Annotated in this window: 19 protein-coding genes, 1 other RNA gene, 3 pseudogenes and 1 riboswitch; of the genes and pseudogenes, 18 read left to right on the forward strand and 5 right to left on the reverse strand. The window is 39.7% G+C overall.

Annotated elements, in window-relative coordinates; all coding sequences use genetic code 11:
* Positions 1–26: 26 nt before the first annotated feature.
* The 9 genes and pseudogenes from HW278_RS12645 (at position 27) to HW278_RS08470 (ending at position 7,664) form a co-directional block, all read left to right on the forward strand.
* Positions 27–149 carry a hypothetical protein gene (locus HW278_RS12645; protein ID WP_255493582.1) on the forward strand — a complete coding sequence of 41 codons (123 nt, stop codon included), beginning with the start codon at positions 27–29 and terminating at the stop codon, positions 147–149.
* 277 nt (positions 150–426) lie between these two features.
* Positions 427–999 (forward strand): hypothetical protein, encoded by a 573-nt coding sequence (locus HW278_RS08435; protein ID WP_178977542.1) that lies wholly within the window; start codon positions 427–429, stop codon positions 997–999.
* 195 nt (positions 1,000–1,194) lie between these two features.
* A complete protein-coding gene (locus HW278_RS08440) occupies positions 1,195–1,764 on the forward strand; it encodes a sugar O-acetyltransferase (protein ID WP_178977543.1) in 570 nt (189 codons plus the stop codon).
* Entirely contained in the window at positions 1,761–2,903 is a 1,143-nt protein-coding gene (locus tag HW278_RS08445; RefSeq protein WP_178977544.1) for an alpha/beta hydrolase, read from the forward strand. Before HW278_RS08440 ends, HW278_RS08445 begins: the two co-directional genes overlap by 4 nt.
* 162 nt (positions 2,904–3,065) lie before the next feature.
* Positions 3,066–4,070: an MBL fold metallo-hydrolase gene (locus HW278_RS08450; protein WP_178977545.1), complete on the forward strand. Its 1,005-nt coding sequence runs from the start codon at positions 3,066–3,068 to the stop codon at positions 4,068–4,070.
* 223 nt (positions 4,071–4,293) lie between these two features.
* Positions 4,294–5,463: an alpha/beta hydrolase gene (locus HW278_RS08455; protein ID WP_178977546.1), complete on the forward strand. Its 1,170-nt coding sequence runs from the start codon at positions 4,294–4,296 to the stop codon at positions 5,461–5,463.
* A gap of 8 nt (positions 5,464–5,471) precedes the next feature.
* A pseudogene (locus HW278_RS08460) lies at positions 5,472–5,936 on the forward strand (DUF302 domain-containing protein).
* A gap of 160 nt (positions 5,937–6,096) precedes the next feature.
* On the forward strand, positions 6,097–6,273 hold the full coding sequence (locus tag HW278_RS08465) for a hypothetical protein (RefSeq protein WP_220389372.1): 177 nt from the start codon (positions 6,097–6,099) through the stop codon (positions 6,271–6,273).
* Positions 6,274–6,593: 320 nt separating this feature from the next.
* On the forward strand, positions 6,594–7,664 hold the full coding sequence (locus tag HW278_RS08470; RefSeq protein ID WP_178977547.1) for a hypothetical protein: 1,071 nt from the start codon (positions 6,594–6,596) through the stop codon (positions 7,662–7,664).
* Positions 7,665–7,727: 63 nt separating this feature from the next.
* On the opposite strand, the gene HW278_RS08475 is transcribed toward HW278_RS08470, so the two are convergent.
* Together HW278_RS08475 and HW278_RS08480 are read right to left on the reverse strand one after the other, a co-directional pair.
* Entirely contained in the window at positions 7,728–8,330 is a 603-nt protein-coding gene (locus HW278_RS08475) for an AraC family transcriptional regulator (RefSeq protein ID WP_255493583.1), read from the reverse strand.
* Positions 8,331–8,578: 248 nt separating this feature from the next.
* On the reverse strand, positions 8,579–9,298 hold the full coding sequence (locus HW278_RS08480; RefSeq protein ID WP_178977548.1) for a DUF4468 domain-containing protein: 720 nt from the start codon (positions 9,296–9,298) through the stop codon (positions 8,579–8,581).
* A 240-nt stretch (positions 9,299–9,538) separates the two neighbouring features.
* Between HW278_RS08480 and HW278_RS08485 the strand changes: the two genes are divergently transcribed.
* A complete protein-coding gene (locus HW278_RS08485) occupies positions 9,539–10,381 on the forward strand; it encodes an aldo/keto reductase (RefSeq protein WP_178977549.1) in 843 nt (280 codons plus the stop codon).
* Between the two features lie 83 nt (positions 10,382–10,464).
* Here HW278_RS08485 and HW278_RS08490 read toward each other — a convergent pair whose 3' ends face one another.
* The 3 genes and pseudogenes from HW278_RS08490 to HW278_RS08500 form a co-directional block, all read right to left on the reverse strand.
* The gene (locus tag HW278_RS08490) at positions 10,465–10,884 is read right to left on the reverse strand and encodes a SlyB protein (RefSeq protein ID WP_178977550.1); all 420 of its coding nucleotides are present in this window, start codon (positions 10,882–10,884) and stop codon (positions 10,465–10,467) included.
* 75 nt (positions 10,885–10,959) lie between these two features.
* Positions 10,960–12,039, reverse strand: a pseudogene (locus HW278_RS08495) (winged helix DNA-binding domain-containing protein).
* Complete coding sequence (locus HW278_RS08500; RefSeq protein ID WP_178958321.1) at positions 12,036–12,371, reverse strand: MerR family transcriptional regulator; 336 nt, start codon at positions 12,369–12,371, stop codon at positions 12,036–12,038. Before HW278_RS08500 ends, HW278_RS08495 begins: the two are co-directional and overlap by 4 nt.
* Before the next feature lie 99 nt (positions 12,372–12,470).
* Between HW278_RS08500 and HW278_RS08505 the strand changes: the two genes are divergently transcribed.
* The 8 genes and pseudogenes from HW278_RS08505 to HW278_RS08540 all read left to right on the forward strand — a co-directional run bounded on the left by HW278_RS08505 (position 12,471) and on the right by HW278_RS08540 (position 22,264).
* Positions 12,471–13,247 (forward strand): SDR family NAD(P)-dependent oxidoreductase, encoded by a 777-nt coding sequence (locus HW278_RS08505; RefSeq protein ID WP_178958322.1) that lies wholly within the window; start codon positions 12,471–12,473, stop codon positions 13,245–13,247.
* A gap of 566 nt (positions 13,248–13,813) precedes the next feature.
* Positions 13,814–14,216: a transfer-messenger RNA gene (gene ssrA / locus HW278_RS08510) on the forward strand.
* A gap of 192 nt (positions 14,217–14,408) precedes the next feature.
* Complete coding sequence (locus tag HW278_RS08515) at positions 14,409–15,581, forward strand: helix-turn-helix domain-containing protein (RefSeq protein WP_178977551.1); 1,173 nt, start codon at positions 14,409–14,411, stop codon at positions 15,579–15,581.
* Positions 15,582–16,172: 591 nt separating this feature from the next.
* Positions 16,173–16,976: a CPBP family intramembrane glutamic endopeptidase gene (locus HW278_RS08520; RefSeq protein ID WP_178977552.1), complete on the forward strand. Its 804-nt coding sequence runs from the start codon at positions 16,173–16,175 to the stop codon at positions 16,974–16,976.
* Between the two features lie 302 nt (positions 16,977–17,278).
* Positions 17,279–17,569: a hypothetical protein gene (locus HW278_RS08525; protein WP_178977553.1), complete on the forward strand. Its 291-nt coding sequence runs from the start codon at positions 17,279–17,281 to the stop codon at positions 17,567–17,569.
* A gap of 77 nt (positions 17,570–17,646) precedes the next feature.
* Positions 17,647–18,507, forward strand: coding sequence for an SDR family oxidoreductase (locus tag HW278_RS08530; protein ID WP_111972944.1), 861 nt, complete (start codon positions 17,647–17,649; stop codon positions 18,505–18,507).
* A gap of 123 nt (positions 18,508–18,630) precedes the next feature.
* Positions 18,631–19,871: pseudogene (gene brnQ, locus HW278_RS08535) on the forward strand (branched-chain amino acid transport system II carrier protein).
* A gap of 44 nt (positions 19,872–19,915) precedes the next feature.
* Positions 19,916–20,006, forward strand: a riboswitch (TPP riboswitch).
* 95 nt (positions 20,007–20,101) lie between these two features.
* Positions 20,102–22,264 carry a TonB-dependent receptor gene (locus HW278_RS08540; RefSeq protein WP_178977554.1) on the forward strand — a complete coding sequence of 721 codons (2,163 nt, stop codon included), beginning with the start codon at positions 20,102–20,104 and terminating at the stop codon, positions 22,262–22,264.
* Positions 22,265–22,279 lie beyond the last annotated feature (15 nt).

Consider the following 22,279-nt stretch of genomic DNA (forward strand, 5'->3'; position numbering starts at 1 on the left):
AAAATGAAATTTCGTATATTTACTTATTGAAACCATACAGAGAACTTTATTGCTATCTACACCGAAGCTATACCGAACCCACAGTGGGTCTACAGTGGGTCTACAGTGGCTCTACAGTGGCTCTACAGTGGCTCTACACCGAACGATAGGCAGTCTTAAACCGGAGAGCAGATGGGCATATTTGCATTTAAAGGCCTCACCCCCGTTCCCCCTCTCCCAAGGAGAGGGGGCAATCCATAAAAGCGACTTTTTTAATAAAAAACATCTTATATTTCTTACTATTATAGGCATTATTCTCAGGATATATAGACCGTTGTTTTAAAAGCGAACGCCGGTGGAGAGCAGATGGACATATTTGCTAATTCAGTAAATGTTTTATAATTTTGCAGTACTAATTAACAAAAGAACAAATTAACTAATAGACCTATGGCAAAAATAAAAGACAACTTAGCAATGCAAGGCATCTCGGGGAAACTCGGCAACCAAGTAGTATACCGCAGAGTAGGCGATAAGATTATTGTTGTTGCAAAACCCCGCCGAAAGCCTACTACTCACCCTACTCTCATCTCGCAAAATAACCGATTTAGGCTCGCTAGCACCTATGCCAAAAACGCTTTGCAAGACCCTGTTCTGAAAGACTTATATACAGCAGAAGCTGAACGACGTGGTGTTATCAACGCTTATAATATGGCAGTGTCCGACTATCTCAAAGCTCCTGAAATTAGGCACATCAACGCCGAAGCCTATACAGGTGCCCAAAAAGGAGAGCTTATAACCATTGAAGTAAGTGATAATTTTAAGGTTGTTCAGGTGAAAGTAACGATATCGCACGGTGAGGAAACCGTTGAAGAAGGCAATGCCGTACTTACCGCTGACATTTGGCAATATGCTACTACTGCCCTGAACCCTGCTCTTTCAGGTAGTAAGATAGTAGTTACAGCCCTCGATAGACCCAATAATAGAGTTACCAAAGAGAAATTTTTAGGTAAAAGATATTAGCAAATTAGGAAATTAGAGAATTAGGGAATTAGGGAATTAGAAAATGAAATCCCCGTATGCAAACAACCTGTGTGGCTCGCACCACGGGGATTTTTGTCAATATATTAGGTAATCAGCAAATAATTACTATCTTTGTAGCCTAAACAACAATGAGTCTAACAACTAAGAACTAAAGACTAACGCTTATGAACAATTATGAACAATATCTTTTCTCGTCTCCTTGCAGGAGAAACTGTTTCTTTCTTTGACCCCGATTACCACTTCATTCACGAGGCTTGTGCCGAAAGCAAAAAACTTCTTGTACGCCTCAATAACACTGCCGACACTACTGAAACAAAGCAACTATTACAAGAGCTCTTTGGCAACCGAATGCACGAAACCGCTGTGATTACTACCCCTATTCACCTAAATTATGGTAGGAATCTCCGCATAGGGGCGCATACCTTTATCAACCACGATTGTTCGTTCCTCGATTTAGGCGGTATTACCATTGATGAAGAGGTGATGATAGCCCCTAAGGTTACTATTTCCAGCGAAGGACACCCCGTGACTATCGCCAACCGCCAGAGTTTGAGTGTTGCCCACGTGCATATTTGTAAGAACGTATGGATAGGCGCTGGGGCTGTAATTACCGCTGGGGTTACCATAGGTGAAAACTCGGTAGTAGCGGCTGGCGCCGTTGTTACCAAAGATGTACCTGCTAATGTGGTAGTAGCAGGCGTACCAGCAAAAATAATTAAAGAATTAGAAAATAATACCGTATGAAGAAAATCATTTTAACAATCGCAAGTATTTTGGCTATGGTTTCTTGCCAAAACAAACAAGTGAACAACACCGAAAATACACAAACAGAAGCTCAATCCTCTAATACCGAAAACACTATGACACTTACACAAGAATGGGATAAGATATTCCCCAAATCAGAAAAAGTAGACCACCGCAAAGTAACCTTTAAAAACCGCTATGGCATCACCCTCGTTGCCGACCTCTATACGCCTAAAAACACTCAGGGTAAACTCGCTGCTATTGCTGTATCAGGTCCTTTTGGAGCAGTGAAAGAACAATCATCTGGACTTTATGCTCAAACCCTTGCCGAGCGCGGTTTTGTAACCCTTGCTTTTGACCCCTCTTTTACTGGCGAAAGCTCTGGCGAACCCCGCAATATGCCCAGTCCCGAAATCAATACAGAAGACTTTTCAGCTGCTGTTGATTTCTTAGGCTCTTTGGAGAATGTAGACCGCGAGCGCATTGGCATTCTCGGCATCTGCGGTTGGGGAGGTTTTGCTCTCAACGTGGCACTTTCCGATACTCGTATCAAAGCGGTAGGCACCAGCACTATGTACGATATGACCCGCGTATCGGCTAATGGCTATGAAATAAAAATGACTCCCAATGCACAAGGCACTTACGACCGTGTACCAGGCAATACTCCCGAAGCACGCCGTAAGATGAAAGAACAAATGAATAATGCACGCTGGGAAAGTGCTAAAAAAGGCTATGCTTCCTACCTGCCTGCTAATAACCTCGACCCTAAAACTATCACCCCCGAAACACCTAAGTTCATTGCCGAGTATGCCGATTTTTACCGCACCAAGCGCGGTTTTCACCCTCGTGCTGTAAACTCTAACTCCGAACATTCTTGGGCTGATACCGGTATGTTAGCCCTTATTAATATGCCTATCTTGCACTACGCAGCCGAAATGCAAACCCCTGCCTTGCTCGTTCACGGCGAAAAAGCACATTCGCGCTATTTCAGTGAAGATGCTTACAAACAAATAGGTAGTAAAAACAAAGAACTCTATATCGTACCCAATGCTACTCACGTAGATTTATACGATAACAAAGCAGGCAAAATACCTTTTGACAAGTTTGAAGAGTTCTATAAAAAGAATTTGGCTAATTAAGTCGTAACACGAGTCGTAGCAGGACAAGCGTAAATAAAACTCCCCGTGGTGAAGCCTATGTGGCTCGCATCATGGGGAAGTTTTTGTTAATTATTAATGGTTAATTGTCAATTATTTTATATCTTTGTATCATCAATAAATAAAATAAAGCTAATCGACATTATGAATAGACGTAAATTCTTTCAAACCACTGCCCTCAGTGGGGGACTTTTAGCAGTTCCCTCACTAATGAGTTTCTTACCTGAAAAAACTACTGATAGCAATGTTGTAGCAACAGGATGTAGCCTTAAAATTACATTAGGAGATTTGGAGCTCTTTCTCCTATCTGATGGATATATGAACGTCACTCCTCCTCAATCTATCTTTGCCCCTCAAATACCTAAAAAGGACTTTGTAAATCAGATGCAAAAACTGTATCTCAACCCCGAACTGATGCAGATGTCGGTGAATATATTGCTTATAAAATCGGCTAATAAGTATATCCTAATCGATGCTGGTAACGGGAAACATTCTGGGAAAACCAATATAGGAAGACTCCCCGAAAATCTCATAAAGATAGGTGTTTCTCCTTCTGATATTACTGATGTATTTATCACTCACGCTCACGGCGACCATATTGGGGGACTTACCACTCCTGATGGCAAACTCACTTTCCCTAATGCGCAATGTTATATCAACAAAAAGGAGTACGACTTTTGGCTATCACCTAATCCCGATTTTTCTAAAACTAAATATAAGAGAACGCCCCAGCAGTTAGAACAATACTTAAACTATTCGCGCAATATTCTCAAAGCTCTTGGCAATCATCTGCAATTCTTCAGCGCAGGTGATACTCTTTTTGGGATATTAAAAACCGAGTTAGCCGAAGGACATACGCCGGGGCATACGCTTGTAACTATCATCTCAGAGGGCCGTTCGTTAAAGCACTTAGCCGATACGGTTCACTCGCCTTTGCTCATTGCTAAACCCGATTGGGGTGTGTTGTGGGATACTGATTATCAGCAAGGAATTTACACACGCCTGCTCGTACTCGAAAACTGCTACAAAGAGCATACGCTTATTCTTGCAGGGCATTTACCTTTCCCTGGTTTGGGATATATAGGCAAAGAGAAGGACTACCGATGGGTGCCTTTTTCTTATGCTTCTCCTGAAGATATAATTATTTAATTAAGTCGTAACACAACAAGCATAAATAAACTCCTCGTGGTGCAAACAGCCTATGCGACTCGCATCGCGGGAAGTTTTTTATAAAAGCTACAAATTTAGTAGGTTAAGTAAAAAATAATATGTACTTTTGCATATTATACCGTTTAAAGGTAGCCTATGGCTACCTTTAAATGCAAAAAAGGCAGACATAGCCACCACAGCAGTAAAGAAATAATTGCAGCAAATGAAAAAGAAAAAGATGTATATCCTTATCACCATACTATTGCTATTGCTCGTGGGAGGGGCTTACTATATATTCCGTCCTGCGCTTTTTGCAAAACCTACGGGCAAGTATGCCATTGGCACGGTAACCTATTGTGTAACTGACCCTGATAGGGAGGAGATTTTCATCACTGATAAACACCAAGCCAGACAAATCCCCATACAAGTGTGGTACCCCGCAGAAAAGACCTCTCAACCTAATTACGCCCCTTATATCCCTGAAGCTACAAAGGTGAGCGAAGCTATTTCAGAGCTTTTACACATCCCGAAAGCATTGCTTTATCCGTTACGATTCAAGCGTTCGAATGCTTTAGTAAAAGTTCCTGTAAACAAGGAAAAAGTGCAATATCCTGTACTTTTATACCTTACAGGACTTTATGGACACCGATGTATAAGCACTTTTCAGATACAAGAGTTAGTTTCTCAAGGCTATATAGTGGTAGGTATTGATTGCCCTATGGCGGTAGCCTTGGCAACTTTCCCCGACGGCAGTACGCTCCAAAGCCTGCCGCGAACACTCATCGACCCTATGCTCAATGAGAGCTTAACAGAAGAAAATCCACTCTTGAACTATAACGGAAAAACTTTTGAAGGGGGATTGATAGCCTACTTCGCTAAAGATGTATCGCGAGTAATAGATTTCCTTACTATGCTCAACACAAACGACCCTAACAATCTTCTTTACAACAAACTCAACTTGGATAGATTAGGAGCTTTTGGGGTCTCTCTCGGAGGAATTATCGTATCGGAAGCCTCTTGGAAAGACCCTCGTATCAAGGCTAATTTGATTATGGAATCGCGGATTCCTCAGAAAATAGCACAAACGGGTTTGCGTGTTCCTACAATGGTTATCACACGTCCTGCAGAAGCTATGCGCACAGAAAGAGAACGCTCAGGTGGGTGGACAGAAAGCGATATTCAAGAGCACCTCAGCACAATGGGAAACCTATGCAAAAACACAGCTGAAAGTGAATTTATACAAATCCCCGATATCTTCCACGTAGATTTTACCGATGCGCCTTTGTGGGTGCCTTTTGCTCATTTTTTGGGATTTAGTGGCAAAACCCCTATTGAGAAAACCCACCACAAACTAAATGAACTTACCCTTACTTTCTTTGAAAAACACTTATAATAAACTATATGAAACACCTTATTATCTTCTTATTATTCCCGTTCTTAGCAGCAGCACAACCTATTATCAGTTGTAAAGATGTAATAAAACCTTATGGAGACTTCCAAAGTCCATTAGCTTTTGAAGAGACCGTAGCAGCACTTCAGAAAACACTGAACAGCAAGGGGATTACCATTTTTGCCACTATTGAACATCACAAAGCGGCTTAGGCAGTAGGCGAAAGTATGCAGCCTGCCACCGTGCTCATAGTAGGTAACCCCAAAGTAGGAACCGCCCTAATGCAGGAAAACCCTCGGTTGGCTATTGAACTCCCTTTGAAAATCCTTATCTATGAGGAGGATAAAACGGTAAACATACGCTATGAGAAAATTTCTGCTATCGCCGAAAAATACCATATAAAGCAAAACTTCAGCACAGCAGAGAAAATAGATACAGCAATGCTACAGTTGATAAAATCGTCAATTAGCAAATGAGGAAATGAGAGAATTAGAAAATTAGAAAATGAACTCCCCGTGGTGCGAGCTGCATAGGCAGTAACCACGGGGAGTTTTTGTAAACTATCAATGGTTAATTGTCAATTATTAATTATTTTGTGCTTTTGTTGTTTGAAAAAGCACAAAAACCTTATCGGATATGAAAAAAGAAGCTATCAAATTATTTGAAGAACGCAAGGTGCGTACCATTTGGGACGACACTCACGAGAAATGGTATTTCTCTATTGTAGATGTAGTGGCTATACTTGCGGATAGTAAAGATTTTCTTACTGCTCGAAAGTATTGGAACAAGCTAAAAGAACGACTCAAAAAATAGGGAAATGAAACGGTGTCAAATTGTCACCAGTTGAAATTAGAAGCTGCTGATGGTAAAATGTGACTTACTGATGTCGCTGATACAAAGGCAAAAGACTATCTTAAAATTGAGGAGTCATAGCACGACACGCAAGTTGTAGCACAACAAACAATAAATAAAATTCACTCGGACTTACCCCTAAATGTTGTTGTACAAAAAAATACTCATTAATTATCTATTCATTAAAATTAATTTTATACTTTTGTTGTGAATTTAAGGAAATGAGATTCTTTTTACTTAGATTCTTGTGAGTTTATATTTATTAACTAAATAGTTATGTTATGAAAAAAGTAATAAAGAAAATACTACTTACTATTCTTGTTATTTTCTTGCTCTTAACCGTATTGCCCATAGCGTATTTCTTTATTTATGGGTTCTTCCTTCGTGGTAATATTAGTGAAGAAAAAGTAAATTACCTTAAAGCTAATAGCATAATATTACCGCCAGAAAGCACAATCTCCGATACAACATTATTTACAGAGGTTAATACTCCTACTGTGTTTATGTTTGGTGAGATTCACGGATTTGCCAAGACACAGCTTTTTGACGCTCAACTCTTGATGTACCTGAACAAAAAGTTTGGAGTTACTGATTATTTTAATGAATTTTTTACCGAAGATGCTGAACTTCTGAATCAATACCTAAATACTGACACTCCTGATGAAACGTTATTGAAACAACACTTTAACAATCTTAAAGAGAATATCCCGCAGCGCCAAACACAGGAGTATCTTGAAAAATGGAAGATACTTTACAACTATAATCAAACACTACCAAAGGATCAAAAGATACGAGTTTATGGACTTTTAGGTAAACAAGAAGCCTTTAAGCATAATCGCGATAGTGTTATGATGAGTAATTTTGATTTAACTATCAAGCAGTTAGATAGTGTGAGTGATACAAAAAGAAACTATTATTGCTCTTTGGGTAGCGGACATATCTATCAGGAAAAATACAACGGGAGAAAATGTTTTGCTGCTCTTCTAAAACAGAAAGATTATACGGTGATTTCTGTGATGCATCGTCCTTTTGATTCAGAAATGTATCTTCCAAAAGGTTTGGGTATGCCAACGAGCCCTAACGAGATGATTTCTTGGGCAAACTGCGATGGGCCTATCTCCTATTTCACAAATGCAGAAAATTTCAAAGAAGCCTCTGAAAATCCTTCAATAGTGCTTTACAAGCTCAACAGTAAAGATTCTCCTTATGCACACTGTCAAGATGTTGTTGGTTTCAAATCACCTATTAGTTTCCTTATGGGAAAGATAACGCCTGAGGAGGATAAATATACTACCGATTATTTTCAATATGTTTTAGTAACCAGAGGCTGGAAAGGTCCAAAATTACCATAGTAAGCTTCCGTAGCTACAAAAATAAACTCCCTGCGTGATACATACCACACGGGGAGTTTATTATTACTGATAAAATTCACTCGGACTTACCCCTAAATGTTGTTGTACAAAGCGAGAAAAATAGGCAGTGGAAGAAAAACCAAAAAGGTCGGTAAGCTCGGTAATAGAGTGTGTTTTTTGTTGTAATATCTTGCGTATATGTATGGTAGTAAAGCGGTTAATCCAGTAGAGGGCATTGCGCCCGCTTACCTGCTTGCTCACTTCTGATAGATGCTTGGGCGACACAAAGAGCTTATCGGCATAATACCTCACTTCACGATGTTGCACATATTCTTCTTGTTCTAACAATGCCATAAAACGCACCATAAGGTCATTGCCCTGAAAAGCTATTTTCTGATTGCCAAACAACGAGGTATGAATATCAAAATAATCTAACATAAGTGTTTGCACTGCATTTTGTAGTACTTCCTCTTGAAAAGCGTGAATGGTATCGGTGAGGCGGTGTTTTATTTGTTGAAAATCGTATTGCAGTTGGGTGAATTGCTTTTCGGTGAGTGGCATAATAGGGTTTGCAAACAGCGCCAACGCTCCTCGTATGCCATAGTTGCTACGCGGGGTACAATATTCAGCATATTCAGGACTGAGATAGATACAAGTAGCTTGCAAGGCAGGAGAGGGCTCAACTGCCCCTATAAACTGTTGATAAGGGATAATTTATGTATAATGAGGTGCTAGCCGTACAGGAAAATAATTAAGTTATGAGTTAATTAGTGCTAATTACTTTATTGAACAAGCACTTTGTTTGTGCTCTTCCATAAAGTAATTGAGGTTAAAAAAATAACAAATTAACAATGTATAGTAAAAAAAAGCCCAAAAAAATAAGTGTTTTTTTTGGGCTTTTTTTATAGAATATACTAAAAATCATTGTTTTGATTCATTATAGCATCTATGTTATTATTTAATTTATCAATCATTACATTCCAACGAATTATAGATTCATTTAAAATATAAGATTCTAAATAATTTTTTTCTAAAGACTCCTCTAATAACTTTTTCTCCTTTTTCTCAGTTCTTGAATTACCTACAATATTGGACAACTTTTGTTTATAATCAGTAATTAATTTCTCTTTTTCAAAAAGAATTTCAGTAATTTTCCCTAAATCCCAATCCAATATTTCTTTAAAATAGCTTTCAGAAATCCTTATTCCTGCTTCTAGTTCTTTTTGTAATTCCATCAATTCGTCAGGAGTCATTTTTTTTAGATTAATATTTCTATCTTGACCTATTAATACGGAAGGAGTAGCATAAATACGTCTATATTTATTATCCTTACAATCTATTTTTACAGTAAATCTGAAAGTATAGGACATATACTTTGTTAATGATTTATCTCTTGGAGTATTTAATTTTTCATATTTTACAACAATACTTGAGTTATTAGAATCTTGAATTTCTATTTTTTTCTTACATCCTGCTTCATTTGCAGATGCCCATTGTACAGCATTATTATATAATACTGATTTAGAGATATTACCAACTTCAATTACTTTTTCAATATCTCCTAAACTCATTTTTTCTTGTCCTATTGCTATAAAAGGAATTATACTACAAAATAATATTAAGATACTTTTCATTTCTTTTTAATAATTTAGGTGGCAAAAATACAACATTTTTTTATAATCAAAAATAAAAATGTATAAAACTATAAATTTTAACATTTCTCTATTGATATATTTCCATTGATTATAACATAACATAAAAAGATCAAAAAATACAAGGAAAAAATCTACAAAAACTACCAACTCCTCTGTAACAATTATTTGACAAATTTGTTTATCTTTGCAGGGTCTAAAAACTAAAAATAAGAATTACAAATGAAAAACATTGAGTTAAACAACGGGGTACAAATGCCCCTATTGGGCTATGGTGTATACCAAGTAGACCCAAAAGAATGTGAGCGTTGCGTAAGCGATGCTATCGCGGTAGGCTACCGAATGATTGATACTGCCCAAATCTACAAAAATGAAGAAGGCGTAGGCAACGCTATTAAGAAAAGTGGTATCGACCGCAAAGAGTTCTTTATCGTTACCAAAGTGTGGGTAAGCAATGCAGGCTATGAAAAGGCAAAAGCCTCTATCGAAACCTCTTTGCGCAAACTACAAACTGATTATATCGATTTGCTACTCGTTCACCAACCTTTTGGCGACTATTATGGCTCTTATCGTGCAATGGAAGAAGCCTACAAAGAGGGCAAAGTGCGCGCTATTGGCGTGAGCAACTTCTATGCCGATAGATACCTCGATTTGGCATACCACTGCGAGATAAAACCTGCTGTAAACCAAATGGAAACTCACGTTTTCTACCAGCAGCAAGACCTCCAAGAGCTAATGAAAAAATATGACACCAAGCTAATGTCGTGGGGACCTTTTGCTGAGGGTAAAAACGATTTCTTTGCCAATCCTACTCTCAATGCTATTGGTGAAAAGTATCACAAAAGCGCTGCCCAAGTAGCTTTGCGCTATCTCTTGCAACGCGATATTATCTGCATTCCTAAGTCGGTGCGCAAAGAGCGTATGGAACAAAACCTTAATGTATTTGACTTCCAACTCTCAGCAGAGGATATGAGCCAAATAGCCACTCTCGACACCCAGCAAACACTCTTCGCTTCTCACCGAGACCCTGATTTTGTAGAGATGATACTACAATATGGCAATTAGATCGTAGCACGACAAGCAATAAATAAAAATCCTTGTGTGGTAATACCATACAAGGATTTTTTAATAAAACATCTAACTTGCATCTATTTGCTAAATTCTACTTCAGCATTTAGTTTAGTTATCTTTTCTTGCAATTTAGTGATGTCTTTTTGCAATTTCTCAATACGGCGATTACTTTTGGCTAAATTCCTGTTAGCCCTACTAGCTTTGCGCAATGCCTTTTGAGCTTTGTTCGCTTTTTTAGCACTTGCCGAAGCCGAGTTGGCATCACTAAAAGCATCCGTACGATTGGTAGCTTCTTCATTAGCTTGTGTAGCCTCAGTTTGCAACGACTGATTATTGGTTTGCTCTTGAGTGAGTCTCATTTGCAATTCGTTGAGCTCGGTATTGAGTTTCAAGGCTTGTTGTTGTTTTTCCAAGCGTTTCATCTCTGGTGATTTAGCTGTACCACAACCCGCTAACATAAAGGAAGCTAACACTCCCATTAAAAGTACTTTTCTCATAATTATATTATTAATATTTTAATGCTGCAAAGGTAATACATAATTAGAAAATGAGCAAATGAGGGAATTAGAAAATTAGTTATCTTTTTTACAAAATCTTACAAGTTGGTCAGTAGCCTCTTGCAAACTCTGTTTCCTTACTTTGGTTTTCTCAGTAAAAAGGTCGGTAGTTAGGTTAGTTGCTTGTTTATCAATACTCGCTTTCCAATTGCCTACAACTCTGCCTTCGTGCAGAATAACCGGTTTAAATATACCAAACTTATTATGTGCCTTTGCTTCGTGCTTTTTGTCGAGAGCTACCCAGCGGCTTTTATAGCCTATCAGATACTCATCGTATGGCGGAAGCAAATGTATTGTTTTTACGTAATTGGTAGCCTCAAAGTTATTGCGATACAGATACATTGGGATACTTTCTACCAAAACTTCTTCTAATTCAGAGGCAATCCCCTCTATAGCTTTTTTACATTGCATTTTAGGCAATCCTGACCACTACGTAAAATCCTCTAACGAGGCAGGCGAATGACTCCTGAAATACTTCTGTGCCAGTCGTTTCAAAGCTTCATCAAGGATAATAACAGTTGTTGTAGGTACTCTTTCGGACAATAGAGCCCAAGTAGCTTCCTTGCCTTGCATTACCCCCGAACACAAAAGCCCTTCAATCTCAGCACGCAATAATAAAGGGTTGAGCAGTTTGTCATCAGGTAAAAGTCCCAAAGCTGTGAGTCTGTTAGCAATAGCTTTTTTAGACAATGACTTACCACCAGCTAACAATTCACATAGAGCGTGTGTTACCTCCTGAAAGTAATTTTGGGCAAACGCTGTACTGATATTCTTTTGCCAAGATTGCAAAGTACTCAGATTGCGTTCCTCACATAAAGGAAGTAGCCAGCCTATATCCGTTTTGCTCACCACTTGCACCGTACAACGCAAGAGATGAAGACGTAAAAGTTCAGCCTTAGCAAAAGCCTCTTGGAGTTGGGTTAATTGCGGAGTACATTGCCGTATACCTATCGCCCAACGAAAATAGTTATAGTCCTGTGCTTGCATAGCCCCTTGCCACGTTACAATTTCCTCAGGTTTTTCATATTGAGGAGAAAGCAATTGCTGGTGTAACAATCTCAGTGTAATAGCCTCTTGCCTACTTATTGTTCTCATCGACTCACTTGCTTATTAACTAATTGATTCATCTTGGAGAGCGTTTCCTCTATCATCGCCATACGCTTCTTTACTTTCTCTACCGAAGCATCTAACGTATACCCCTCATCAAGAAGCTCTTTGATAAGGAGTATTTTTTTGATATTCAGGTAATCATACCTTCTATTTTTCCCTTCCTCTTCTGTTAAACTGCTGATAATTCCTTTCTCTTCCCAATAGCGTATTTGTCGGGTAGGGATACCAGTGATTTGTGATACTTCCCCTATTCCCACTACCAATTTCCGCAGAAAATCAAAGTCTAACAAGAGTTCTTTTTGTACTTCTTTTGCCATAAATTGTAAATAAATTACGACATAAGTTGCAAATATACAAATAAATACTTTACCTTTGCACTTTGTAAATAATCTACAATTAAAGAAGATAATTAACAAATGAAAAACTTAAACAACAAGAACGCCGTGATTACTGGCGGAAGTGACGGTATTGGCTTAGGAATAGCCAAAGCCTTTGCCCGTGAGGGCGCGAACCTATTGCTCATAGGCAAAGACCCTGAGAAACTACAAAGAGCCCAACAAGAGCTACTAAATGAGTTTGGCGTGCAAGTACACACCCTCTCTGCTGATTTATCAAAAATAGAGACAGTAACTGAGGTAGTGAAAGACATTGAGCAACTGCTACCTGCGGTAGATATTTTAGTAAACAACGCCGGTTTGGCGAGGTTCGTGCCTTTTGAGCAAGTGGACAACACCTTATACGATGCTCACTTCAACCTCAATGTAAAAGCGCCTTATTTCCTTACCCAAGGTCTGCTTCCTGCTTTGGTGAAAAGCAAGGGGAATGTCATTAATATCTCGTCGTATTCTGTGCACCGAATGCTTCCTAACCGCGCGGCTACCGTCTATTCGGCTACTAAAGGAGCGTTAAACTCTTTTACCATAGCCTTAGCTTTTGAAGTCGGACACTTAGGCGTACGCGTAAATGCCATTGCTCCTGGAAATATTTCTACCCCGCAATTCAACCGCAATTTGCAAGCTCTCACCCCCGAAAAACAAGCCGCTTTTGAGACTATGGTAAAGGAAATATACCCTTTACAACACATTGGCACGCCTGAAGATATAGCCCAAGCAGCGGTATTCTTAGCCAGCGACAATGCTTCGTGGATTACAGGCACTGTGCTCGCCGTTGATGGCGGACTCACCACAAATTAGTTGTGCACGACGCGCAATGTGAACCACACAGGCAGAGGGAAAATTATCGAATTTGGAAATTAGAAAATGAGGTACAGGCTACAAGAAAAGCACCAGCGGAGGGAGAGTAGAGAAACTTGGAAAGGCTCGGAGTTATCGGAGGAAAACGAAAAAAAATCAAAAGAGGTTGAAGGGAATTTTGGAGAGAAAAGGCTGTTAGGAGGGTATGCTTAGCTTATAGAGAGCTTATAGGAAGCTTATACGAATCTTGGAAGATTGGTATAGAAAGGGTGTGTAAATAATTAAAAATGAGGAGTTAAGAGAGGGGAGTAAGAAGTGATTTTGAGGATAATAAATCGAAAGTAAAGAGAAGTGAATACGTTGGTGTATTGAATGTCAATAGAAGAAGAGTGCTATCTGAATTATTGAAGGGAAAGTGATTAAATAGCATTTTCTCTTCTCTCTGGTAGGCGTATGCTAGTGGAAGGTAGGAGAATAAAGAGGGATTATGAAATAAAAAAGAGGGTAATTGTTGTCAGTATGATTATTTTTTGTACCTTTGCACCGAATTACAGAAATGAACACTTGGGGTCGACCGGTTTTGACAGTAAGTGGCATTAAATAGTAAGCATACCGAGCTGTGAAATGAATGCTCGATAATCTCTATTTCAAAATTTTAAATGGCGAGAATAACTACGCTCTTGCTGCCTAATCTGAAGTTTAGTAAGATTGCTGGCTAAGTCTCTACAAGGTAGGGAAGCGAGATGTCTCTGAAAAGCCCTTGTTGACGGCGTTTCGTGCAGAGGCACCATAAAAGTCAACATTGAACCTGCGGTACGCTTCTGCTAACGGTTCTTAAGCAAAGGAAGCTAAGCGCAAAATGGGCGGTGCTCGGTCAGTTTTGCGACGAAAATCAAACGAGGACTAAGTATGTAGAAAGCTTTTTGATGACTTATTTGGACGAGAGTTCGATTCTCTCCGACTCCACATTACAATCTCATTATAGAACGAGAACTAAATAGAAAAACACTTCTATTTAGTTCTCGTTTTATTCATTTTAGAAGTCTTGTTCACTAAATATTTATTATATTTTTTTCATTTATTTATCATTAAGTAGTAAAGTTATTGGCGTTTTCTTGTATTATCTTTATATTTGCGCCTTTAATAACAACGAAGATAATAATGAATACGCTCTTTACCATCGGCATTTTCCTTTGCTTTTTCCTCTCTGTATTGCTCTTTACCAAACGCTCTCAAGCCTTATCGGATAAGGTATTGGGGATATGGTTGGTGTGCATTGGTATTTATTTGCTGAATTACTACCTGCATTATTTGGGTTATTGGGAGAAATACCCGCATTTAGTAGGAGCGACGCACCCTTTTCCGCTTTTGTTTGCTCCTTTTGTATATTTGTACGTGTTGGTGTGTTCACGTGAAGACCAACATTTTCATTGGCGCGATAGCTTGCATTTTTTACCTTTTTTGCTCACCTACGTTGTGATGTTTCCATTTCTTTTTGGCTATTCGGCGACTGAAAAAGCAATGATAGACCAAGCCGATTACCATAGCCCCTATCAATGGTTATTTACAACTTCGTTTGTAGCTTTTGTGACCGTGAGTGTGGTATATATTGTATTGGCTTATCAGAAAATCAATCAGTATGAGCGGGTAATAGGCGATAATTTTGGCTATAACGAAGGTATTAGTTTGCAATGGCTACGACTGTTGCTCATCGGGTTCGGGCTGATTTTCTCAGTGATGATAGTGGGATATATAGTGCAATTTCTCTTAGAAATAGAGATAGGAGTTAATATAGAACTTATTTTCTTAGCACTCTTTGTCTTACTTATAGGGCTTATTGGCTTCTGGGGCATACGGCATCAGGGAATTTTTAGTGTTGAAAAACAAAAGCCTTTTATAAAGAATTTAGTCTTGTCTGACAATTCTCATAGGTCAGACAATATTGAACCTTCTTCATTCTCCAAAACTCCTGAATACCGCAAATCCGGTTTGAAAGCCGAGGAAGCAACCAGCTTACACAAACAGCTGCTCACACTAATGACTACCGAAAAACCTTATCTCGAACCTAAACTCTCCTTAGCTCAATTAGCTGAAATGTTAGGTGTACTTCCTAACCACCTTTCACAAATTATCAACCAATACGAAGAAAAGAATTTTTATGACTTTGTGAACAGCTATCGTGTCGAAGAGTTTATCACCTTGGCAAAGAAAGACATTGATAAGAATTTTAATCTTTTGGGGCTTGCCTATGAAGCGGGCTTTAACTCTAAGTCCTCTTTCAACCAAGTTTTCAAGAAGATTACAGGTAAAACACCGAGTGAATTTGTAAATTAGGTGCGAGAAGCATAGTTTAGCACGTCCAAACTCTCACGCTACCCCCTCTTTTCACTTCCTCCTACCTGTCCGCCCCGCACAATTCTTCCCACGAACAAAACTTCCCTAACCCCTTGCGTCACTACCATTTGTCAATTGTCAATTATCAATTGTTCATTACAATTACGTCCATTCCCTCACGCTTGGGCGATGCACCTTGTTTTCCACCATACCTTTGCCCCAGAATTTTAAACGTATTACGCAATGAAAACCTTTTTGAGCATCGTTCTTTTTTTAGTGCTTCTGCTTGTAGCACACGCACAAGATATTACCCAAACACTTAGGGGTACTATTCTATTTATGACCAAAGCAGACAAATAGAGCTCAGCAAAGCTACTTTGGTTATCCCTAATATCAGTTATAAAATAGAATTTTGAAAGTAAAGGCCTCACCCCCGTTCCCCCTCTCCGAAGGAGAGGAGGCAAGCCGTGAAAGCGATTATTGTGAGAGGCTAAACATTGTCTTTATTTTAAAAAATGCTCACTTTTGCAGATTGTCCCCCTTCGGGGGAACGGGGGCTTTCTCATAAATTGAGTTTAACTCTTAAATAAAATGAAAAAGTATAATCACCCTATTTTGTTTTTTACCCTTTCCCTTGTGATTCCTTGGGTATTGTGGTTTGTGGTGGCTTATTGGAGCCACCAGCCAAAAGCACCTAATGCTTTTTGGACAGGCTTTTTTGAATTGGCAGGCTTATTTGCTCCTATGGGCGTGGCTACCTACCTCTTTGCACGCAATAAGGAGCTCTTATCCGACCTCAAAGCGCGTTTTATTGGCAGAAATTTGCTCACCAACCGCTATTTTTGGATTACCCTCTTATTTCCACCCCTTTCCATTGTCGTGGCACAGCTACTTTCGCTCAATTTAGGGCATAGTCTCGACCAGTTTTACATTTCAGGGCAACCCAGTTTCAGTTCAGCGCCTTTCAACGCTTGGTTTGTGCTCTGTTTGGCGCCGGTGCTCGAAGAATTGGCTTGGCATACTTACGGCACTGATGCCTTGCGCAGTAGGTGGACGCTTTTCACCTCATCGGTTATCTTTACCGTGTATTGGGGGTTATGGCATTTGCCCTTGTTCTTTGTAAAGAACTATTACCAAAGCAATGTACAAGCTGAGGGGTGGCTCTATACAGCCAACTTTTTTGTGAGTCTGTTTGCCTTTGTGTTTATCATCAACTGGCTGTATTACAAATCGGGGCGCAATGTGCTAGTAGCCATATTGTTCCATTTGGTAGCCAATGTTTCTAACGAAATCTTCGCCACTCACCCCGACAGCAAACTGATACAAACAGGCTTATTCGCTCTACTCGTGGGGTATATCCTCATAAAAGAGAGAAAATTGTTTTTTAGTAAGTAAAACCTTCATTCTACCGAAAAAGCCAATTCTCAAAGGTAAAAAATCGTTGATATACAGCTAGTGTTCGGTGAATGTATAGTTAGTGACCCTTGTAGACCCACTGTAGAGCCACTGAAGACCCACTGAAGACCCACTGTAGAGCCACTGTAGAGCCACTGTAGACCCACTGAAGCCCCACCTTAAATTCGTTTAGTGTATAGTTAAAATATATCTATCTGTCATTCGTCATTCGTTATTTGTTATTTTATTTGGCGGTTAATAAATAAAGAAGTACTTTTGTTAAACCAAATTGTATTCTGACTATGAAGAAATCAAAATCAGGTGTCATTCATTTTCTTACCAAAGAAGAAGGCGGACGACAACACCCTCCTACCGGTGAGGTTTATTATGCCAGCACTTACATCGAGCAATTGCCTCAACCAAATTGGAGCATTATTATTGAATTTGAAGAGCCTATGAAAGAGAGTGAATACAGTGCTTTGTGCCAAGTGAGGTTTCTTGTCGGTCACGCCCCCGCTTATATCTTAGACGAACTTCACGAGCTCAACGTGTATGAAGGTGCTAAAATCGTAGGAAAAATTGTGTTCGATTAGTTATTTTTCGTCGCAAATTTAGCCAAAGTTTAAACATTAACTAAGTTGAAAGTCTTAAATCAATTTATTAAAACAGTATGAAATCATCAGAAAAAATATTATTAGCCGGAGCGACCGGTTATTTAGGTCAGTTTATATTAGCTGAACTCTTAAAAAAAGAATACCCTACCCGCATTATAGTGCGCAATAAGTCGAAAATAGCACCCGCCTTACTTACCCACCCGCTATTAGAAGTCGTCGAGGCTGAGGTAACAAAACCCAATACTTTACTCGGTGTGTGCGAGGGAGTTACCCAAGTGATTTCCACTGTCGGGATTACTCGGCAGAAAGACAAACTCACCTACGAGCAAGTAGATTATGCGGCTAACAAGAACTTGCTTGACGAAGCTCTGCGCTCAGGGGTACGTAAGTTCGTATATATTTCCGTATTAAACGGCGAAGCATTACGTCCTATTGCCATTGGGGCTGCCAAAGAGCGTTTTGTAGATACCCTTAAAACCAGTGGAATGGACTACTGTATCGTGCGTCCATCGGCTTTTTACAGCGATATAGCCACCTTCTTTTCAATGGCAAAAGAAGGTAAAGTGCGTCTGTTTGGCAAAGGGCAATACGCTATGAATCCTATTCACGGCGAGGATTTAGCCGAGGTGTGTGTAGCGCAATTAGAGAGCTCCGAAAAGGAAGTGAATGTAGGAGGGGCTGAGGTGTTCACCCAGTATGAAATCGCTGCTTTGGCTTTCGAGGTGTTACATAAGCCTGTGAAGGTCGGTTTTTTGCCTGATTGGGTACGGAAGTCTGTTTTGAAAATAGGCAAATATTTCTTACCTAAAAGTGCTTACGGCACTATAGAATTCGTTTTCACCGTAATGGCAATGGATTCGGTAGCGCCAATGAAGGTAGGAAAACATAGGTTGAAGGCATTTTTTGAGGGGCTTTAAAATAAATATTTGCATTTGTAGTATAAAATTACTATTTTTGCAAAGTTATTCTCTACCTCTATGCATCATATTCGTAAAAGCAAATGGAAAACTATTACCACCGTAGGCTTCGCTTTATTTGCGATGTTCTTTGGGGCGGGTAATCTTATATTGCCTCCGTTCATAGGTTTAAGAACGGAAGGTGAATGGGGTATGGCGTTGTTAGGCTTTTTTATCACCGCTATTTTAGCTCCTTTTTTAGGGGTGTTAATGGTGGCTAAAACGGGCACTCACTTCACTGATTTAGGGAAGAAAACGCACCCTTGGCTCATTAAAATCCTTACGTTATTAGTTATTTTATGCATAGGTCCTTTGGTAGCTATCCCACGCACCGCTGCTACTACTTTTGAGGTAGGCATACAGCCCTTATTACCTGCTTTTCCTAAGGTGTGGTTTATCGTTCTATTCTTTGCCGTTGTAACCGCATTATCTATATCGAAATCCAAGATTGTAAGCATTATAGGCAGGTTTCTCACTCCTTTTCTGCTGATAGTTTTAGTACTGCTTATTGTTTTAGGCGTATGCTTTCCCCCTGATAGTATTACCTCTACGGCATTTACCGCCACCGAAAGTTTTTCGTTAGGTTTCTTAGAAGGCTACCAAACAATGGATTTGCTGGCTTCGGTTATCTTTGCAGGTATTGTTATTGCAGCAGTAATAGATAGTGGATATACCTCACGCAATGAGCGTGTTTCTGTTACTTTTGCGGCTGGAATGCTTTCTACGCTCTGTTTGTTGTTTATTTATGGGGGCTTATCTACTTAGGCGCCACTACCGATTACCCTTTAACTGATAGCGTACAACGCACTGAACTTCTGTTACACATTTCTCATTCTGTTTTAGGGAAATGGGGTACTATCACTGTTGCCTTAGCTATTGGTTTTGCTTGTCTTACCACGGCTATTGCTCTTACATCGGCAGTGGGTTTGTTCTTTGAAGAAGTAACTCACCAACGCATCCCGTACAAAGCAGGTGCTATAGCCTGTACGCTTATTTCAGTAGTATTATCAATTAACACGGTGGATAATATCATCAATTATGCGATTTATATTCTGCTATTTATATACCCCATAGTCTCTACTCTCATTATAACCGTTTTAATCTTCGACCGCTTTGTAAATAGCAAATTACCCTATATTTTAAGCGTATTGGTCACTGCTATTATTTCCACTATTGATAGCTGTCAAACGTTAGAACTACCCTTTGATAAGCTTTATGAAATTAAAAGCCTATTACCTTTGAGCGATTACGGTTTAGAATGGTTTTTACCTGCCTTGCTAACTTTTATTATTACAGCTTTCATAAAAGGCTTTCAGAAGAAATAATTAGCGTATTATTTGCGGTTTTGATATTTATTTGTACTTTTGCGCCGTCTCATAAGGGGTGCTGTAACAGGCTGAGATTATACCCATTGAACTTGAACGGATAATCCCGTTGAAGGAATGAAACTAAGCAATTGGAGCTTGTTTTTGCTTTTGGGTAGCATAAACAGGCTTTTTTATTTTATTAACACACCAAATAATAGCCTCTTTTATTTGTAAATATTTATTTTACAATGAAAAATGTACTTTTGTACACTGCCATTTGCCTTACTACATCGGCAATGGCACAACAGGCAATAGAGCCTGACTCTATCGTCCCTTCACCTAAGCCCATTCAGTTAGACGAAGTATTAGTATCGTCCGTGAGGGCTACCAAAAAACTTCCCGTAACCTTTTCTAACCTCTCTAAGGAGGAAATCAAGACCAAAAATTTCGGTCAGCAATTTCCTTTGTTGTTAGCTCAGTTACCTAATGTGGTGAGCTATTCCGAAGATGGTTCGGGCTTTGGCAGTAGCAATATGTTTGTACGTGGGAGCGACTTGTACCGCACCAATGTTACTATCAACGGGGTACCGCTCAACGACTCCGAATCACAAGGGGTTTTCTGGTACAATCTCTCCGACTTTGCTTCTTCTGCCGAGAGCATACAGTTGCAACGCGGAGTGGGTACTTCTTCTAATGGGGCAGGAGCTTTTGGCGCAAGCCTAAACGTCCTCACCGATGCTGTACAAGAGCAGGCATCAGGAGAGCTTGCTAACTTCTACGGCAGTTATAATACTCACAAACACAGCCTTAAACTTTCCACCGGAAAACTCAACGACCGTTTTGAACTCAGCGGACGCTTTTCTGTTATCAAGAGTGATGGATATCGCGACCGCGCTTCCTCCGACCTTAAATCCTACTTCTTACAAGGTGCTTATAGCCACGGGGGTACGCTCATCAAAGGATTGGTATTTGGTGGCAAACAAAGTGTCTATCTCACTTATCTGGGAGTAGATAAAGAGACTTTACACAGTAATCGCCGTTATAATCCTGCGGGTGAATACAAAGATACCGCTGGTAACAAACGTTTCTATGAAAACGAAACCGATAACTATCAGCAAGACCACGCCCAACTGCACTGGACACAACAGTGGAATACGGCGTGGCATACGCAACTTTCCTTCCACTACACCAAAGGTAAAGGCTATTGGGAGAACTATGAGAAGAAAAAATATTCTAAGGTAGGCTTGCCCAAAGTGCTCGACGGGGCAGGCAAGGAGCAAAAAGCATACATCATTCACCAACAAGGATTGAACAACGATTTCTGGGGTACTACTTTTTCGGCGAACTATCAGAAAGACGGTGTGCAACTGCTCTTTGGAGGATTGCTCAATCGCTATGAAGGGTCGCATTACAAGGATTTGCTATGGGCAGAAAAAGCACCTTTTGTGTATGGCAATCGTTATAGCTACGAAGGACTCAACACCAAAGAAGAAGCGGCAGGTTATGGCAAACTCACTTGGCAATTTGCCCCTAAATGGAGCCTGTTTGCCGATGTACAATTCCGTCACGTAGGGTATAAGGCGAATAAATACAAAATAGACGAAAACCTTAATAGTTTCAACCCTAAGGCGGGTATTACCTTCTTCTTGAATGCACATAACGACCTTTACCTCTCTTATGCTCGTGCTACCAAAGAGCCTAACCGCTCCGATTACAAGAGTTATTACGAAGCCTTACAGGACGACCCTAATACAAAGAAACCTATCGCCGAGAAGCTCAACGATATCGAACTCGGTTGGCGACTCACCACCCCAAAAGTACGTTTAAATCTCAATGGTTATTATATGAGCTATGAAGACCAATTAGTACTTTCAGGGAAACTCAACAGCACCGGTTATCCTATCCGTGAAAATGTAGGCAAGAGTTATCGTGCAGGAATTGAAGCCGATGCGATGGTGCAACTCTCAGAGCGTTGGTTCTGGTCGCCTAACATAGCTTTTAGCAAAAATCTAAACAAAGATTATAAGAGTCAAGATGCTGAGGTAGCCACTCGCACTATTAGTTGGGGTGATACTCGCATTTCGTATTCTCCTGATGTAGTGCTCGGTAATACAATTACTTTTATGCCTATTGAGGGTTTTCAAATAGGGTTAATTTCTAAATATGTAGGTGCGCAATATGTAGATAACACCGAGCGTGAGGAAGCAAAACTCGATGCTTATTTCGTGAATAACCTCAGTTTGCAATATGAGTGGAAACCTAAAAGCACTTTCAAATCGGTATTGTTTTCGGTAATGGGGAATAACATTTTCAATACCAAATACACTCCTTACGGCGATAACGGCTACGGAATGGTGTATATACCCGCTGCCGAAGCCAATTACTTAGCAGGGGTAACGCTTAGTTTTTAGGAGATAAAAGATAAA

This window comes from Capnocytophaga sp. oral taxon 902 (assembly GCF_013394735.1).
Lineage (GTDB): Bacteria > Bacteroidota > Bacteroidia > Flavobacteriales > Flavobacteriaceae > Capnocytophaga > Capnocytophaga ochracea.

What these genes read in the sequence shown, in the direction of transcription:
- HW278_RS08435 (WP_178977542.1), top strand. Translation starts at nt 427, where the DNA reads ATGGCAAAAATAAAAGACAACTTAGCAATGCAAGGCATCTCGGGGAAA.
- HW278_RS08440 (WP_178977543.1), top strand. Translation starts at nt 1,195, where the DNA reads ATGAACAATATCTTTTCTCGTCTCCTTGCAGGAGAAACTGTTTCTTTC.
- HW278_RS08445 (WP_178977544.1), top strand. Translation starts at nt 1,761, where the DNA reads ATGAAGAAAATCATTTTAACAATCGCAAGTATTTTGGCTATGGTTTCT.
- HW278_RS08450 (WP_178977545.1), top strand. Translation starts at nt 3,066, where the DNA reads ATGAATAGACGTAAATTCTTTCAAACCACTGCCCTCAGTGGGGGACTT.
- HW278_RS08455 (WP_178977546.1), top strand. Translation starts at nt 4,294, where the DNA reads ATGAAAAAGAAAAAGATGTATATCCTTATCACCATACTATTGCTATTG.
- HW278_RS08465 (WP_220389372.1), top strand. Translation starts at nt 6,097, where the DNA reads ATGAAAAAAGAAGCTATCAAATTATTTGAAGAACGCAAGGTGCGTACC.
- HW278_RS08470 (WP_178977547.1), top strand. Translation starts at nt 6,594, where the DNA reads ATGAAAAAAGTAATAAAGAAAATACTACTTACTATTCTTGTTATTTTC.
- HW278_RS08480 (WP_178977548.1), bottom strand. Translation starts at nt 9,298, where the DNA reads ATGAAAAGTATCTTAATATTATTTTGTAGTATAATTCCTTTTATAGCA.
- HW278_RS08485 (WP_178977549.1), top strand. Translation starts at nt 9,539, where the DNA reads ATGAAAAACATTGAGTTAAACAACGGGGTACAAATGCCCCTATTGGGC.
- HW278_RS08490 (WP_178977550.1), bottom strand. Translation starts at nt 10,884, where the DNA reads ATGAGAAAAGTACTTTTAATGGGAGTGTTAGCTTCCTTTATGTTAGCG.
- HW278_RS08500 (WP_178958321.1), bottom strand. Translation starts at nt 12,371, where the DNA reads ATGGCAAAAGAAGTACAAAAAGAACTCTTGTTAGACTTTGATTTTCTG.
- HW278_RS08505 (WP_178958322.1), top strand. Translation starts at nt 12,471, where the DNA reads ATGAAAAACTTAAACAACAAGAACGCCGTGATTACTGGCGGAAGTGAC.
- HW278_RS08515 (WP_178977551.1), top strand. Translation starts at nt 14,409, where the DNA reads ATGAATACGCTCTTTACCATCGGCATTTTCCTTTGCTTTTTCCTCTCT.
- HW278_RS08520 (WP_178977552.1), top strand. Translation starts at nt 16,173, where the DNA reads ATGAAAAAGTATAATCACCCTATTTTGTTTTTTACCCTTTCCCTTGTG.
- HW278_RS08525 (WP_178977553.1), top strand. Translation starts at nt 17,279, where the DNA reads ATGAAGAAATCAAAATCAGGTGTCATTCATTTTCTTACCAAAGAAGAA.
- HW278_RS08530 (WP_111972944.1), top strand. Translation starts at nt 17,647, where the DNA reads ATGAAATCATCAGAAAAAATATTATTAGCCGGAGCGACCGGTTATTTA.
- HW278_RS08540 (WP_178977554.1), top strand. Translation starts at nt 20,102, where the DNA reads ATGAAAAATGTACTTTTGTACACTGCCATTTGCCTTACTACATCGGCA.